Origin of the sequence: Pseudomonas protegens CHA0, assembly GCF_000397205.1 — a bacterium.
GTDB lineage: Bacteria > Pseudomonadota > Gammaproteobacteria > Pseudomonadales > Pseudomonadaceae > Aquipseudomonas > Aquipseudomonas protegens.
Genome location: NC_021237.1, coordinates 2,936,248 through 2,949,857, shown reverse-complemented (window position 1 = coordinate 2,949,857; position 13,610 = coordinate 2,936,248). Strand labels below are relative to the sequence as shown.

The 13,610-nt window shown below is 66.9% G+C and carries 13 protein-coding genes; 2 read left to right on the top strand and 11 right to left on the bottom strand.

Annotated elements, in window-relative coordinates:
- Positions 1-133: 133 nt before the first annotated feature.
- On the top strand, positions 134-1,240 hold the full coding sequence (locus tag PFLCHA0_RS13455) for a Gfo/Idh/MocA family protein (protein WP_015635336.1): 1,107 nt from the start codon (positions 134-136) through the stop codon (positions 1,238-1,240).
- A 56-nt stretch (positions 1,241-1,296) separates the two neighbouring features.
- Here PFLCHA0_RS13455 and PFLCHA0_RS13450 read toward each other — a convergent pair whose 3' ends face one another.
- From PFLCHA0_RS13450 to PFLCHA0_RS13400, 11 genes are all read right to left on the bottom strand, one after another.
- Positions 1,297-2,733 carry an FAD/NAD(P)-binding protein gene (locus PFLCHA0_RS13450; RefSeq protein WP_015635335.1) on the bottom strand — a complete coding sequence of 479 codons (1,437 nt, stop codon included), beginning with the start codon at positions 2,731-2,733 and terminating at the stop codon, positions 1,297-1,299.
- Between the two features lie 13 nt (positions 2,734-2,746).
- Positions 2,747-3,514, bottom strand: a complete 768-nt coding sequence (locus tag PFLCHA0_RS13445) for an ABC transporter ATP-binding protein (RefSeq protein ID WP_015635334.1) — start codon at positions 3,512-3,514, stop codon at positions 2,747-2,749.
- A gap of 3 nt (positions 3,515-3,517) precedes the next feature.
- Positions 3,518-4,852 (bottom strand): ABC transporter substrate-binding protein, encoded by a 1,335-nt coding sequence (locus tag PFLCHA0_RS13440; protein WP_011060918.1) that lies wholly within the window; start codon positions 4,850-4,852, stop codon positions 3,518-3,520.
- A gap of 28 nt (positions 4,853-4,880) precedes the next feature.
- A complete protein-coding gene (locus PFLCHA0_RS13435; RefSeq protein ID WP_011060917.1) occupies positions 4,881-5,930 on the bottom strand; it encodes a branched-chain amino acid ABC transporter permease in 1,050 nt (349 codons plus the stop codon).
- Positions 5,931-5,934: 4 nt separating this feature from the next.
- Entirely contained in the window at positions 5,935-6,816 is an 882-nt protein-coding gene (locus PFLCHA0_RS13430; protein WP_011060916.1) for a branched-chain amino acid ABC transporter permease, read from the bottom strand.
- Positions 6,816-7,592: an ABC transporter ATP-binding protein gene (locus PFLCHA0_RS13425; protein WP_011060915.1), complete on the bottom strand. Its 777-nt coding sequence runs from the start codon at positions 7,590-7,592 to the stop codon at positions 6,816-6,818. Before PFLCHA0_RS13425 ends, PFLCHA0_RS13430 begins: the two co-directional genes overlap by 1 nt.
- A complete protein-coding gene (locus tag PFLCHA0_RS13420; protein ID WP_041752187.1) occupies positions 7,589-8,578 on the bottom strand; it encodes an AMP-binding protein in 990 nt (329 codons plus the stop codon). The genes PFLCHA0_RS13425 and PFLCHA0_RS13420 overlap by 4 nt, the downstream gene beginning before the upstream one ends.
- A 153-nt stretch (positions 8,579-8,731) precedes the next feature.
- Positions 8,732-10,135 carry an LLM class flavin-dependent oxidoreductase gene (locus tag PFLCHA0_RS13415; protein ID WP_011060913.1) on the bottom strand — a complete coding sequence of 468 codons (1,404 nt, stop codon included), beginning with the start codon at positions 10,133-10,135 and terminating at the stop codon, positions 8,732-8,734.
- Positions 10,135-10,599 (bottom strand): acyl-CoA dehydrogenase, encoded by a 465-nt coding sequence (locus PFLCHA0_RS13410; protein WP_015635332.1) that lies wholly within the window; start codon positions 10,597-10,599, stop codon positions 10,135-10,137. Before PFLCHA0_RS13410 ends, PFLCHA0_RS13415 begins: the two co-directional genes overlap by 1 nt.
- Positions 10,600-10,610: 11 nt before the next feature.
- Entirely contained in the window at positions 10,611-11,813 is a 1,203-nt protein-coding gene (locus tag PFLCHA0_RS13405; RefSeq protein ID WP_041752186.1) for an SfnB family sulfur acquisition oxidoreductase, read from the bottom strand.
- A gap of 202 nt (positions 11,814-12,015) precedes the next feature.
- Positions 12,016-12,579, bottom strand: coding sequence for a helix-turn-helix domain-containing protein (locus tag PFLCHA0_RS13400; RefSeq protein ID WP_011060910.1), 564 nt, complete (start codon positions 12,577-12,579; stop codon positions 12,016-12,018).
- On the opposite strand from PFLCHA0_RS13400, the gene PFLCHA0_RS13395 reads away from it, so the two are divergent.
- Positions 12,574-13,581: a DMT family transporter gene (locus PFLCHA0_RS13395; RefSeq protein WP_015635330.1), complete on the top strand. Its 1,008-nt coding sequence runs from the start codon at positions 12,574-12,576 to the stop codon at positions 13,579-13,581. The genes PFLCHA0_RS13400 and PFLCHA0_RS13395 overlap by 6 nt on opposite strands.
- Positions 13,582-13,610 lie beyond the last annotated feature (29 nt).

The following is a 13,610-nucleotide window of genomic DNA, read 5'->3' as shown; positions in this document are numbered from 1 at the left end:
CCCAAGCGGCCCCTTTCGCCGGCAAGCCGGCTCATGCAAGCGCCTTTCAAAATTTTAATTCCACCAATTGCAATTAAAGAATATTTATTCCATAACTAGCCCTCCCTAGAACAATAATTCTGCAGGTGCGGTTATGGACGAGCTCGGCATTGGTTTGATCGGCACCGGTTTCATGGGGCGTGCCCACGCCCTGGCGTTTCGCAGTGCCGGCGCGGTCTTCGAATTGCCGGTGCGCCTGCACCTGGCGGCCCTGGCCGACGCCGACGCCCAGCGCGGCGAACACTGCGCCGGCGCCTGGGGCTTTGCCCAGGCCCACCGCGACTGGCAAGACCTGATCGCCGATCCCCGGGTCAATCTGGTGGCCATCACCACCCCCAACCATCTGCACTTCCCCATGGCCATGGCGGCGCTGGCCGCAGGCAAGGCGGTGTACTGCGAAAAGCCCCTGGCGGTCAGCGTCGAACAGGCCCGGCAGATGCACCACGCGGCCCAGGCCGCCGGGGTGGTGACCCGGGTGGGCTACAACTACCAGCACAACCCGGTGATCGCCCAGGCCAGGGACATGATCGGCAACGGCGAACTGGGGCAACTGGTGAGTTTCCAGGGCGAGTTCAGCGAAGACTTCATGGCCGACCCGGATGCCCCCTGGTCCTGGCGTTGCGAGCCGCAGCACGCCGGCGGCGCCCTGGCGGACCTGGGCAGCCACCTGCTGGCCATGGCACGCTTTCTCATGGGGCCGGTGCAGGCGGTGTGCGCCGATACCCAGACCGTGCACCTGCAACGCCCCACCGAAGCCGGCAGCCAGGAACGCCGCGCCATCGCCGTGGATGACCAGGCCCATGCCCTGCTGCGCTTTGCCAATGGCGCGCGGGGCACGCTGAGCAGCAGCTGGATCAAGCATGGTTACAAGAACCACCTGAGCTTCGAGATCAGCGGCACCCTTGGCACCCTGGCGTACGACCAGGAACGCCTCAACGAACTGCGCCTGTACCGGGTCGGCCAGAAGGGTTTCCAGCGCCTGCTGGCCGGGCCCGCCCTGCCCGGCTACGCGGCCTTCAGCCCGGCCCCGGGGCACCAGCTGGGCTACAACGAACTCAAGACCCTGGAAGTTCACGAATTGATCATGGCCCTGTGCGGCCAGGGCCGGGACGGCACGGATTTCGCTGAAGCCTGGGAAGTGGAGCGCCTGGCCGCGGCGATCCGCACTGCCGCCGCCGAACAGCGCTGGGTGGCACTGTAGGAAGCGGCTTGCCGGCGAAGGCGATCTTGCGGGCGCCTTCGCTGGCAAGCCAGCGCCTACGGTTGGTGGTTGGCCAGGCGCGCGGCCAGGGCCTTGGCCTGCAGGGCGACGTCGGTGACGGCGGTGCTTTCCCACCACAGGCCGCGCAGGGGCGGCCCCATGGCGAACAGGCGCTCGCAGGCCTGGCCCTGGGCGTTGTGCACGGCACCATCGGGTGCGGCGCTGATGCCCAGGGCCAAAGGCCCGGGTGTCACCAGGCCGCGGGCCAGCAGCTGGCGCGGCAAAGGCCGCGCCACCCGGCGCCAGTCGTATTCGATGCCACTGGAGTTGATCAGGGCATCGCCCGCCATGCGCACGCTGTCCTGGCTGCCGCGGTAGCGCAGGCGGATCGCCAGCCGGCCTTCGTCGCCCGGCTCCAGGCCCTGGTAGCAAGCGGCATGAATCCGCAACCGCCCTTCTTCATGCAGGCGCGCCACCAGCTCGGCGCTCAGGGGCGGCGAGCGATGGTGATGGCTTTCCCACCAGGGCCGTACATGGCGCACGAACTGGCGTTTGTGCACCTCGCTGGCCTGGCTCCACAGGCGCCCTATATGCACCCGCACCGTGTCCAGCGGGGCCTGCCAGTCGATGCCCTGGGCCTCGGCCACGCGGCATTGCTGGCGCAGCGCCCGCAGCAGTTGCCGAGGGCTGCGGATGCTCGGGTCGGCGCCGAGAAAGTCTTCCCAGGCCGGGGGCTGGCGGCGCACGTGTGGCAGCAGCCCATGCCGGGAAAACACCTCGATCGGCCCACGATGCCCGGCCTGCTCCAGGGACACCACGGCGTCCACCATGGTCAGCCCGGAACCGATGATCAGCACCGTCGCCCGGGGATCGAGGCGGGCCATGGCCGCCACATCCCAGGGGTCCAGCGCCGCGGCATTCAGGCCGCTGGAGCGGGTCTGCGGGGTACGCGCCGCCGGGAACATGCCGGTGGCCAGCACCGCCACCGCGCCGGGCAGTTGCCGGCCATCGGCCAGGGTCAGTAGCACGCCGTCAGGGCCGGTTTCCAGGTCCACCGCCTCGCCCTGCACATGGCTCAACGAGGAGCCCTGCGCCCGGCCCTGCACCTGGGCCTCGGCCAGGCGCTGCTGGACGTAGACACCAAACAGCCCGCGAGGTGGAAACAGTTCGCTGACCGGCACATGCTGGCGGTCCGACTCGGACCAGCCGCCCTCGGCGATGTGCCGGGCCAGCCATTGGGTCAGGTCGTCGGCGTTGTCCGGGTCGACGCTCATGCGCGCGGCGTTGCCATTGAGGGTGTGCCCCAGCTCCACGGCGCTGTAGGCCTCGCCGCGCCCCAGCTCGCTGCGCGGTTCTATGACCAGGATCCGTCGCTGGCCCGGCAGGCGCAGCAACTGGGCGGCCAGCAAGGCGCCGCTGAGGCCGCCGCCGACAATCAGGATTGGCGCATCACGGGTGGCAGGGGTTGCCTGTCCGGTGTGGGTTTGGCTCATGGAATGCTCACGGTCAGTGTTTGCCCAGGTAGAAATCCTGCAGGTCGCCCCGGGCCAGCAGTTGCTCGGCGCTGCCGGACAAGGCCACGCGGCCGGTGTCCAGCAGGTAGGCATGGGAAGCGTACTTGAGCGCCAGATTAATGCTTTGCTCGGCGATCAGAAAGCTCACCCCCGCCTCGCGATTGAGCTGGGCGACGATCTGGAAAATCTCCTGGACGATAATAGGCGCAAGGCCCATGGACGGTTCATCCAGCAGTACCAAAGTAGGACGAGTCATCAACGCCCGGCCGATGGCCAGCATCTGCTGCTCGCCACCGGAGGTCAGCCCGGCGCGCACCCGGCGCTTGGTCAGCAGCCGCGGAAACCAGCTGTAGATACGCTCCAGGTCCTGTTCCAGCTGGCGCCGGCCCAGGCCACGGACAAAGCCGCCGGCGCGCAGGTTGTCTTCCACCGTCAACTGGGGGAAGACGTGGCGCCCTTCCAGCACATGCACCATGCCCTGGCGCACCCGCTGGCTGGGGTCGACCCCGGCCAGGTCCTGCCCGGCAAAGGCGATGGCGCCGCGGCTGAGCTCGGCACGCTCGGCCCGCACCAGCCCGGAAATGGCCTTGAGGGTGGTGCTCTTGCCGGCGCCGTTGGCCCCCAGCAAGGCGACGATGGCCCCCCGGGGCACGCTCAAAGATACCCCGGCCAGCGCCAGGATCACGCCGTCGTAGATCACCTCGATGTCCTGTACCTGCAGCAAGGTCTCGGCCGTCGCGGCCGTGGCGCTGTGGCTCATGGTTCAGTCACCCTCGTTGCATGTACGGGGCACCAGGCGCTTCTCCTTGGCAAAGGCCGCGGCCTTTTCGTCGATCAGCGGCCGTAGCAGCGCACGGTCGGCGGCAATCCACTCGCTGATCAGGGTCCAGTTGGCGCCGTCCCATTGCTGCACCCGGGCCGCGCCGCCGCCTTCGTGATCGCGGCAGGACAGCTTGAGGTTCTGCATCAGCCCCAGGTAGCCCATGTCCTTGAGCCGGGCGTCGTCGATGTTCAGGTGTTCCAGGCCCCAGCGCCCTTCCTCGCCATTGAGCGGGCGCTTGCCGAACTTGCCCTGGGCGGTCCGGATCGCCTCCACCGCCACCGCCGCGTTCACCAGGCCGGAGTTGTAGTACACGCTGCCGAAATTCTTCAGGTCCTTGAGGTCGCTCTTGCCGGTATCGAGGATGTACTGCTTGAGGCGCTTGTGGATCTCGAAGTCACTGCCCGCCGGGTAGGGCGTCAGCGCCAGGTAGCCCTTGGCCGCGGCGCCGGCCGGCAGCACGTCTTCGCTGGAGCTGGCCCAGATATCGCCGATGATGTGGTCCACCGGGAAGCCGAAGCGCGCGGCGGTCTTCACCGCCACCGGGGTGGACACGCCCCAGGTGCGCAGGAACACCCAGTCCGGATTCTGCTGGCGGATCTGCCGCCATTGCGCCGACTGCTCGTTGCCCGGGTCGGCCACCGGAATCTGGATGTTCTCGAAACCGTACTTCTCGGCCAGCAGCTTGAGCGGCCCGAGGGTTTCCCGGCCATAGGCGGAGTCGTGATAAAGCGTGGCGATCTTCTTGCCCTTGAGCCGGTCGAACCCGCCCTCGCGCTGGGCGATGTAGTTCACCAGGGTCGAGGCCTCGCTGTAGAAGGTCAGCATCACCGGGAAGTTGTAGGGGAACACCGTGCCGTCGGTGGCTTCGGTGCGGCCGTAGCCCAGGGTGATCAGCGGGATTTTGTCCACCTCGGCACGCTCACTCAGGGCATAGGCCGCCGGTGCGCCGTTGGGCTGGTAGACCGCCACCGGTGCGCCATCCAGGCCGTTCTTGAAGCGCTCGTAGCACTCGATGCCCTTCTCGGCGGTCCACTCGGTCTCGCACTCCTGCCACACCAGCTTGACCCCGTTGATGCCGCCCTCCACCTGGTTGATGTAGTTCAGGTAGTCGATCATCCCGGCCCACACCTGCACCCCGCTGGAGGCATAGGCGCCGACGCGGTAGGTGGCCAGGGGGAAGAACTGCTGGTCCGGCCCGGCCTGGGCTGCCGGGGCAACGGCCGCCGCCAGCAGCAACGCCGCGCCGGCCAGGGAAGCTTTCAAGGATGCACGCATGTTGTCTCTCTGTTCTGGGAGGAGGAATTCAGAAGCGCAGCGGCCAGTGCCGCAGGCGCTCGCGCAAGTTGCCCAGCAAGCGGATCAGGCCCTCGGGTTCCTTGATCAGGAACAGGATGATCAGCACGCCGAAAATGATTTTCTGCAGGTTCTGCAACTGCCCGGCGTCCACCGCCCCGCCCAGCAGCGCCTGCCCGGCATGGCTGAGGAGAATCGGCAACAGACTGATGAAGGCCGCGCCGACGAAGTTGCCGGCCACGCTGCCCATGCCGCCGATAATGATGATGAAGAGGATCTGGAACGAACGATTGATATCGAAGCTGCTGGCGCTGGCGGTGCCCAGGTAGGCGAAGGCCCACAGCGCACCGGCGATGCCCAGGTAGAACGAGCTGACGGCAAACGCCTGGCGTTTGTAGCGGGCCACCGGGATGCCAATCACTGCGGCGGCGGTGTCCATGTCGCGGATCGCCATCCAGTTGCGCCCGACCTGGCTGCGCACCAGGTTCTGCGCGACCCAGGTCAACAGCAGCACCGTCACCAGGGTCAGCAGGTAGCGCCCCTGGGGGTGGTTCAGGTCATGGCCCAGCAGGCTCAACTGCGGCGCCGAAATGGTGCCCGAGGAACCGTAGTTGTAGAACCAGGGAAACTTGACGAACAGCCACTCCAGGAAGAACTGCGCCGCCAGGGTGCTGACCATCAGGTAGAAACCCTTGATCCGCGAACTGGGCAGGCCGAACAGCCAGCCCACCAGGGCGCTGATCAGGCCGCCGCCGAGCAGGGCCAGGGGCAGCCCCAGCTGCGGCAGGCGCAGCAGAATACCGTAGGTGGCAAAGGCCCCCACGGCCATGAAGCCGGCGGCGCCCACCGAGGTCTGGCCGGTGTAGCCGGTCAGCAGGTTGAGCCCGAGCCCGGCCAGGGACAGCACCAGGAACGGAATCAGGATCGCGTTGAGCCAATAGTCGTTGCCCAGCACCGGCACCACGCCGAAGGCCAGCAGCAACAGGCCGGCCAGGCCCCAGGGCAGGCGGCGCTGGACCAGCAGCAAGGGGGCGGTTTGCCGCGTCAGAAGAAGGGACATCAATTCACACTCGCTCGATGGCCCGCTCGCCGAACAGGCCGGCGGGGCGGATGTAGAGGAAGGCCAGGGCCAGGACATAGGCGAACCAGGGGCTGATGCCGCCGCCAATCAGCGGGCCGATATAGACCTCCGCCAGGTTTTCGGCGGCGCCGACGATCAGGCCGCCGGCAATCGCCCCGCCGATCGAGGTGAAGCCGCCGATGATCAGCACCGGCAGCGCCTTGAGCACCACCAGCGATAGAGAGAACTGCACCCCCTGGCGTGCCCCCCAGAGCAGCCCGGCCACCAGCCCCACCACCCCGGCCACCGCCCAGACGATCTGCCAGATGCGGTTGAGGTTGATGCCGATGGACAGCGCCGCCGTGGTGTCGTCGGCTACCGCACGCAGCGAGATGCCGATGCGGGTCTTGTTGAACAGCAGCGCCAGCACCGTCACCAGCACCAGGGCGGTGGCCGCGGCAATCAGGTCGAACTGGCTGACCATCAGCGGCCCGAGGAACAGCGGCACATCGTCGATGCCCAGGTCCAGGGCCCGCACCTGGGAGCCCATCAGGCCCTGGGCCAGGCCCTCGATGATGAACGACAGGCCCAGGGTGGCCATGAACAGGGTGATCGGCGAGCGGTTGACCAAGGGTCGCAGCACCAGGCGTTCGATCAGCCAGGCGCCGAGGATCATCACCAGCACCGTCAGCAACAGTGCCAGGGCGAAAGGCACGCCCTGCTCGTGCAGGCTGACGAAGGTCAGCGCGGCGAACAGCAGCATCGAGCCCTGGGCGAAATTGAACACGCCACTGGCCTTGTAGATCAGCACGAAGCCGATGGCCACCAGTGAATACAGGGTGCCGGCCAGCAGACCGCCGAGCAGGGTTTCGAAGAAGAATGCCATCAGTGCACGGCCCCCAGGTAAGCGGCGATCACCTCGGGGTTGGCCTGAACCTCGGCCGGTGTGCCATCGCCCACCTTGCGTCCGTAGTCGAGCACCACCACGTGGTCGCACAGGTCCATGACCACCGCCATGTCGTGCTCGATCAGCACCACGGTGGTGCCCAAGTCACGGTTGATGTCGGCGATGAAGCGGGCCATTTCCTGCTTCTCCTCGGCATTCATTCCGGCCAGGGGTTCGTCCAGCAGCAACAGGCTGGGCCCGGCGATCAGCGCCCTGCCCAACTCGACGCGCTTTTGCAGGCCATAGGCCAGGTTGCCCACCGGCACATCGCGCAATGCCTGCAATTCCAGAAACTGCAGGATGCCCTCGGCCAGCTGGCGGAATGCCCGGGCTTCACGGCGGGCCCGGGGCAAGCCCAGGGCCTGTTCGATGAAGCGCGCGCGGGAGTGGCGCGAAAGGCCGGTGAGCAGGTTGTCCAGCACGCTCATCTTCTTGAACAGCGCGTTGTTCTGGAACGTCCGGCCGATGCCCCGGCGCGCGGCGTCCAGCGGGTCGATGCGCTGCAATGGCTGGCGCTCGAACACGATGGTCCCGGCGTCAAAGCGATAGACCCCGTTGAGCACGTTGAGCAGCGAACTCTTGCCCGCGCCATTGGGGCCGATCAGGGCACAGATCTCGCCCCGGCGCACCTCGAACGACAGTTGATTGATGGCCTTGACCCCCTTGAACGACAGGGAGATGTCACTGACTTGCAAAATGGATTCGGCGTGGCTCATGCAATGTTCCGTGTGAATTCGACGATCCAGGCCGGGGTGGCCGGTGGCGTCGTGGCCTGGGGGGCCTGCCAGATGAATTGCAGGCGAGCAAAGCCCAGCAGGCGGCGCACCCGATGCTTGAGCAGGCGCGCCAACAGGCCCTGGGGATGGGCCAAGGCCCACTCGCACAGGCGTCGGCGCCAGCTGTCGGGGGGCGCCAGGCGGCTCTCGACCTCGTCCGCCAGGCGTTGCAGGCGCTGGGGCGACAGCAGCAGGCCGCTGGGGGCTACCTCCCGCCGGTCGCGGCTGGTCGAGCCGCGGCTTTCGGCGAAGGCCAGGCACTGGCCACTGCCCAGCCATTGCTCCAGCAGCACCGTCAGGCCCTCCTGCCATTGCGTGCCCTCCTCGCTCCACAATTGGCCGCTGCCGACCGGGGCGCGCCAATTGGCCTGGCGCCGGGGTGGCTCGCCCCGGCCCAGCAGCTCGCGCAATTCCAGCAGGGGCAGATGCGCGCCTTCCGGCAGGCGCGGCAAGGCTTGCCCGGCAATCAGCAACTGCGGGGCCAGAGCGTTTTCACTGGCGGCGACCCAATCCAGCACCTGCTGGCGCGAATGCACGAAGGCGTGGCTCGGTTGCAGGCGCCACAGGGTCTGGCGCAGGGCTTGGGGCGGCAGCTCGTCGTCCAGGCTCAGCACCTCGGCGCCAAGGCTGTGGGCCGCCAGGGCCAGCAGGAGCAGGTCCGGTTCGAAGCGGGCACTGACTGCCAACCGCGAATCCGGGGTCAGGCCCTGCTGGCGCAGGCCGTCGGCCAGGCGCTCGACGTCCCGCAGGGCGTCGATCCAGCGCCAGGCGTACCAGTGGCCGTGGCGCTTGTGGCGCAAGGCGTTGTGCAACGGGCTGACCTGGGCCCAGTGGCGCAACCGCTCCAGGGCCCCGCTCAACTGCAGCCGGGCCTGGGGCGCTGGCGAATCCGCGCTCGGCGCACGCTTGAGTTCATGCACGCTCATGAGTTGACCTCGACATCTTGGCAATCGCGTGCGGTGGTCCGCTGGCTGGAAATGAACGGGGGGCCTTGTGGGCCTTTTCGCTTGTAGGAGCCGGCTTGCCGGCGAAGGCGTGGGCCCCTTCGCTGGCGAGCCAGCTCCTACAGGACGCGGGGTTCAGGCGCTGGCACGTTGCGCGGCTGTTTGGCGTTGCCCGCCCAGGTTGCGCCAGGCGCTGCCCGGGTGGCTTTCGGGCAGGCGCGGGCCGGCGCCGAAGAGTTTTTCCCGCAGGGTACCCGGGGCGTATTCGGTCTTGTAGACGCCACGTTTCTGCAACTCCGGCACCAGCAGTTCCACGGCGTCGATAAAGCTTTCGTGGGTCAGCGCATAGGCCAGGTTGAAGCCGTCGACGTCGGTTTCTTCCACCCATTCCTGAAGCAGGTCGGCGACGGTTTCCGGGCTACCGACGAACAACGGGCCAAAGCCGCCGATGCCCACCCAGTCCGCCAGTTCATGGGGTGTCCAGACCTTGTTCGGGTCTGCCGTGGAGAAGGCTTCCACCGCCGACTGGATGGCGTTGGTGTGCACGTGCTTGAGGGGCTCGTCGGGCTTGAAGCGGCTGAAGTCGATGCCGGTCCAGCCGGAAATCAGCGCCATGGCGCCCTCGTAGCTGACCCAGGATTTGTATTCCTCGAACTTGGCCTTGGCCTTGGCGTCGGTCTCGCCCAGGATCACCGTCTGCAGGTTGAAGATCAGGATCTTCGACGGATCGCGCCCGGCCTCGGCGGCCCGGCGGCGGATGTCGGCCACGGTCTTTTTCAGCAGCACCTTGGACGGCGCGGCGACGAACACGCATTCGGCCTGCTCGGCGGCGAACTGCTTGCCCCGGCTGGACGCCCCGGCCTGGTAGAGCACCGGGGTACGTTGCGGCGACGGCTCGCAGAGGTGGATGCCCGGCACCTGGAAATGTTTGCCGACATGGCGGATCTCGTGGATCTTGCTCGGGTCGCTGAAGATCCGTCGCTCGCGGTCGCGCAGGATCGCGCCGTCTTCCCAACTGCCTTCCCAGAGCTTGTAGCAGACCTCCAGATACTCCTCGGCGTAGTCGTAGCGAGCGTCGTGTTCGGTCTGGGCCTGCTGCCCGATGTTCTTGGCCCCGCTCTCCAGATAGGAGGTGACGATGTTCCAGCCGGCGCGGCCCTTCGTCAGGTGATCGAGGGTGGAAAGGCGCCGGGCGAAGGGGTACGGGTGCTCGAAGGACAGCGACGCGGTGAGGCCGAAGCCCAGGTGCTCGGTGACCAGGGCCATGGGCGGGATCAGCTGCAGCGGATCGTTCACCGGGACCTGGGCGGCCTGGCGGATCGCTGCCTCGCCGTTGCCGTTGTAGACGTCGTAGATGCCCAGCACATCGGCGATGAACAACCCGTCGAACTTGCCCTTTTCAAGAATTTTCGCCAGGTCGGTCCAGTACTCCAGGTCCTTGTACTGCCAGGAGCGGTCCCGGGGGTGGGCCCAGAGGCCCGGCGACTGGTGACCGACACAGTTCATGTCGAAGGCATTGAGGCGGATTTCACGGGACATCACACAAAACTCCTGAAACCTTGGGGTGGCACGCCATTGAGGCGGTAGTTGCCGATCAGTTGGTATTTCCAGCGCAGCGGGTCATCCAGGGTCTGGGGCTGCGGGCTGCGCTGACCGGTGAGTTCGAACTCGGCGTCGCTGGCCGCCAGCAGCGCCTGGCCCGCGGCAATTGCCGCCTCGGCCAGGGCCACCGCAACTTCCGCCGGGTCCGGCTCTTGTTCTATCTGGCGCAGGGCCCGCTCCTGCAGGGCCGCGGCCAGGTCGATGCGGATGTTCAGGTCGCCAAAGCGGCTGATCACATAGGGGTCGTCGCTGGCCCTGGCCAGGCCGCTGCCGCTCCAGGGCCGGGCCTGCTCGCGGATGAAATCCAGGGTTTGCTGCAGCAGGACGCGGGCCCGCTGCAGGACCTGGGCGTTGTGTTCCAGGGCCGCTTGGGGGGTGTCGGGGCGGGTCAGTGCATTCATGGCGCAGTCCTTCAGTTCCAGGCGTGGCGGGCCGGCTTGATGCCGTTGAGCAGGTAGTTGCCGATCAGGTGATATTTCCAGCGCGCCGGATCGTGCAGGGTGTGGGTGCGGGCGTTGCGCCAGTGGCGGTCGAGGTTGTACTTGCCCGACACCGAACGGGTGCCGGCCAGTTCGAAGAGTTTGCTGGCGGCGAGCAAGGCACTCTCCGCCGACAGCACCTTGGCCTGGGCCACCACCAGGGAGGCCTGGGCGACGCTGTCTTCACCGGGCTGGGCCAGGGCCTGATCGACCGCCTCGGCGGCCTTGGCGAGGATCGCCTCGGTGCCGTGCACCCGCCATTCCAGGTCGCCGATGGCGGCGATGGTGAACGGGTCCTGCCAGCCATGGTCCAGGCCGCTGTCGATCCACGGCCGGGATTGCCGGGCATGATGCTTGGCGTCTTCCAGGGCGGCGACGGCGATGCCGGTGTCCACCGCGGCCTGGATGATTTGCGAGATCGGGCCATCGGCGGTGGGCTGGTCGAAGGCCCGATGGGCCGGGATCACCGCGCTGCGCGGCACCCGCACCGCCTTGAGGCTGACCCCGCCGCTGGCGGTGGTGCGCTGGCCGAAGCCGTCCCAGCTGTCGACCACCGTGAGGCCAGGGTTGTCGCGCTCGATAAAGGCAATGTGCGCCTGGTTGTGTTCGTCCACCGCCACCGCCGGGACGATGTGGGCGAACAGCGCCCCGGTGCAGTAGAACTTCTCGCCGTCGATCTGCGCCTGTTCGCCGTCGAAACGGATCTGGGTTTCAAAGGCGCCGACGTGCTTGCTGCCGGCCTCGGAAAACGCATTGCCGAAGCGGTAGCCCTGCAACACCTTGGCGAAGTAATGGCGCTTCTGCTCTTCGCTGGCGGTCTGCAGCAGGATGTCCACCACCCCCAGGTGGTTCTGCGGCAACTGGCCGAGAGACGGGTCGGCGGCGGAAATGAGCTTGATGACTTCCACCAGGGTGGCGTAGGACACCCCGGCACCGCCGTACTCTTTGGGGATGGTGATGCCCCACAGGCCGCTGGCGGAAAATTCGTCGAGCTCAGCCCGGGGCAGGCGCCGCTCGCGATCACGCAGCGCCGCCTCCACGGCAAAGCGCTGGGCCAGGGCCCGGGCCACGCTGATGGCTTGCGCATCGTTCTGGATTAGATGGGCACTGCGAGAGGGTTGGGCTGGGGCTGTCATGGGCCGACTCCGCTTCCTGAACATCAAGCTGAACACCCGTCGCGGGGTTCTTTCCAGGACAATTGCAGGAGTCGTGCCTAAATATAAAAACCTTTAATATCAGTAAGTTGCTTGATAATTCAGCTAAAAGACATCAATTGAAAACAGGCAAAATGTCCAACTGCTGTTGCTGGGCAAACAGCGCTTGCCGGGCCACGGGGCGTCAGATCACCACATTGCGCACGAAGCGCGTGGCCCGGGTGCCGTCGTTGCGGTAGCCGTGGGGCACGTGGCTGGCGAACATGAAGAAGTCACCGCATTCCAGGCGCCGTTCAGTGTCGCCGAAGAACACCGTCAGGCAGCCTTCGAAGACGTAGATCTGCTCGCTCCAGCCCTCGGCGTCGCACTCCGAGTGATAGACCTCGCCAGGCTCCAGCTGCCATTCCCAAAGCTCCACTTCACGGGTGGCCTCGGCCTTGGCCAGGAGCAGCGCCTTGCTGCCGGGGATAGCACCGGCCCAGGCCAGCTCGTTGATGCGGCTCGAATCCCGGGATTCCGGGGCCTGGATCAGGTCGCTGAAGGCCACGTCCAGGGCTTCGGCCACCCGGTCCAGGGTGCCGAGGCTGACGTTCTTCTCCCCCGCCTCTATCGCCACCAGCATCCGCCGGCTGACATTGGATTTTTCCGCCAGGGCGCTCTGGCTCAAACCCGCGGCATTGCGCAGGCGGCGGACGTTGAGGCTGACATGTTGCAGGACCGAGGCCCGCTGGACGTTTTCTTTGTGCACTATATTGCTCACTCCCGGGGCCTGCGCAGTATACTGCCCAACTTCCGGCGCATTGTGCGTCCCCCTCAGGTAGCACGCAAGGCCATGACAGCAACGCCCTCCCGCGGATTCCAGTTCAAGTTGAGCAAGGCCGAAGCCGTGCTGGTGCTGATCACCATGATCTGGGGCGGCACCTTCCTGCTGGTGCAGAACGCCATGAGCGTCAGCGGGCCGATGTTCTTCGTCGGCCTGCGCTTTGCCGCAGCGGCCTGCATGGTCGGTGCATTCTCACTGCGCCACTTGCGCGGCCTGACCCTGTTCGAACTGCGCGCCGGGGCCTTTATCGGTACCGCGATCATGCTCGGCTACGGTTTGCAGACCGTGGGCCTGCAAAGCATTCCCAGCAGCCAGTCGGCGTTCATCACCGCCCTTTATGTGCCCTTCGTGCCGTTGCTGCAATGGCTGTTCATGGGCAAGCGCCCGGGGTTGCTGCCGAGTATCGGCATCATGCTGGCGTTCACCGGGCTGATGCTGCTGTCCGGGCCCAATGGCGCCTCCCTGGACTTCAGCCCCGGGGAGATCGCCACCCTGATCAGTACCGTGGCCATTGCCGCGGAGATCATCCTCATCAGCAGCTTCGGCGGGCGGGTGGATGTGCGCCGGGTCACCGTGGTGCAACTGGCGGTCACCTCGCTGCTGGCGTTCGCCATGGTGTGGCCGACCGGGGAAGCGCTGCCGGGGTTTTCCTGGCTGCTGCTGGCCAGCGCCCTGGGCCTGGGGGCTGCCAGCGCGGTGATCCAGCTGGCAATGAACTGGGCGCAGAAAAGCGTCTCGCCGACCCGCGCCACCCTGATCTATGCCGGCGAGCCGGTGTGGGCCGGGATTGTCGGGCGCATCGCCGGGGAGCGCCTGCCGGGGCTGGCGTTGCTGGGCGGCGCCTTGATCGTGCTGGCGGTGATCATCAGCGAATGGAAGCCCAAGGCAGAAGCCGGACAGCAGAGCGGCGAGGCGGTGGAGTCCTGAGCAACGGCCCGCTGCGGGGGGCGGCTTGC

What these genes read in the sequence shown, in the direction of transcription:
- PFLCHA0_RS13455 (WP_015635336.1), top strand. Translation starts at nt 134, where the DNA reads ATGGACGAGCTCGGCATTGGTTTGATCGGCACCGGTTTCATGGGGCGT.
- PFLCHA0_RS13450 (WP_015635335.1), bottom strand. Translation starts at nt 2,733, where the DNA reads ATGAGCCAAACCCACACCGGACAGGCAACCCCTGCCACCCGTGATGCG.
- PFLCHA0_RS13445 (WP_015635334.1), bottom strand. Translation starts at nt 3,514, where the DNA reads ATGAGCCACAGCGCCACGGCCGCGACGGCCGAGACCTTGCTGCAGGTA.
- PFLCHA0_RS13440 (WP_011060918.1), bottom strand. Translation starts at nt 4,852, where the DNA reads ATGCGTGCATCCTTGAAAGCTTCCCTGGCCGGCGCGGCGTTGCTGCTG.
- PFLCHA0_RS13435 (WP_011060917.1), bottom strand. Translation starts at nt 5,930, where the DNA reads ATGTCCCTTCTTCTGACGCGGCAAACCGCCCCCTTGCTGCTGGTCCAG.
- PFLCHA0_RS13430 (WP_011060916.1), bottom strand. Translation starts at nt 6,816, where the DNA reads ATGGCATTCTTCTTCGAAACCCTGCTCGGCGGTCTGCTGGCCGGCACC.
- PFLCHA0_RS13425 (WP_011060915.1), bottom strand. Translation starts at nt 7,592, where the DNA reads ATGAGCCACGCCGAATCCATTTTGCAAGTCAGTGACATCTCCCTGTCG.
- PFLCHA0_RS13420 (WP_041752187.1), bottom strand. Translation starts at nt 8,578, where the DNA reads ATGAGCGTGCATGAACTCAAGCGTGCGCCGAGCGCGGATTCGCCAGCG.
- PFLCHA0_RS13415 (WP_011060913.1), bottom strand. Translation starts at nt 10,135, where the DNA reads ATGTCCCGTGAAATCCGCCTCAATGCCTTCGACATGAACTGTGTCGGT.
- PFLCHA0_RS13410 (WP_015635332.1), bottom strand. Translation starts at nt 10,599, where the DNA reads ATGAATGCACTGACCCGCCCCGACACCCCCCAAGCGGCCCTGGAACAC.
- PFLCHA0_RS13405 (WP_041752186.1), bottom strand. Translation starts at nt 11,813, where the DNA reads ATGACAGCCCCAGCCCAACCCTCTCGCAGTGCCCATCTAATCCAGAAC.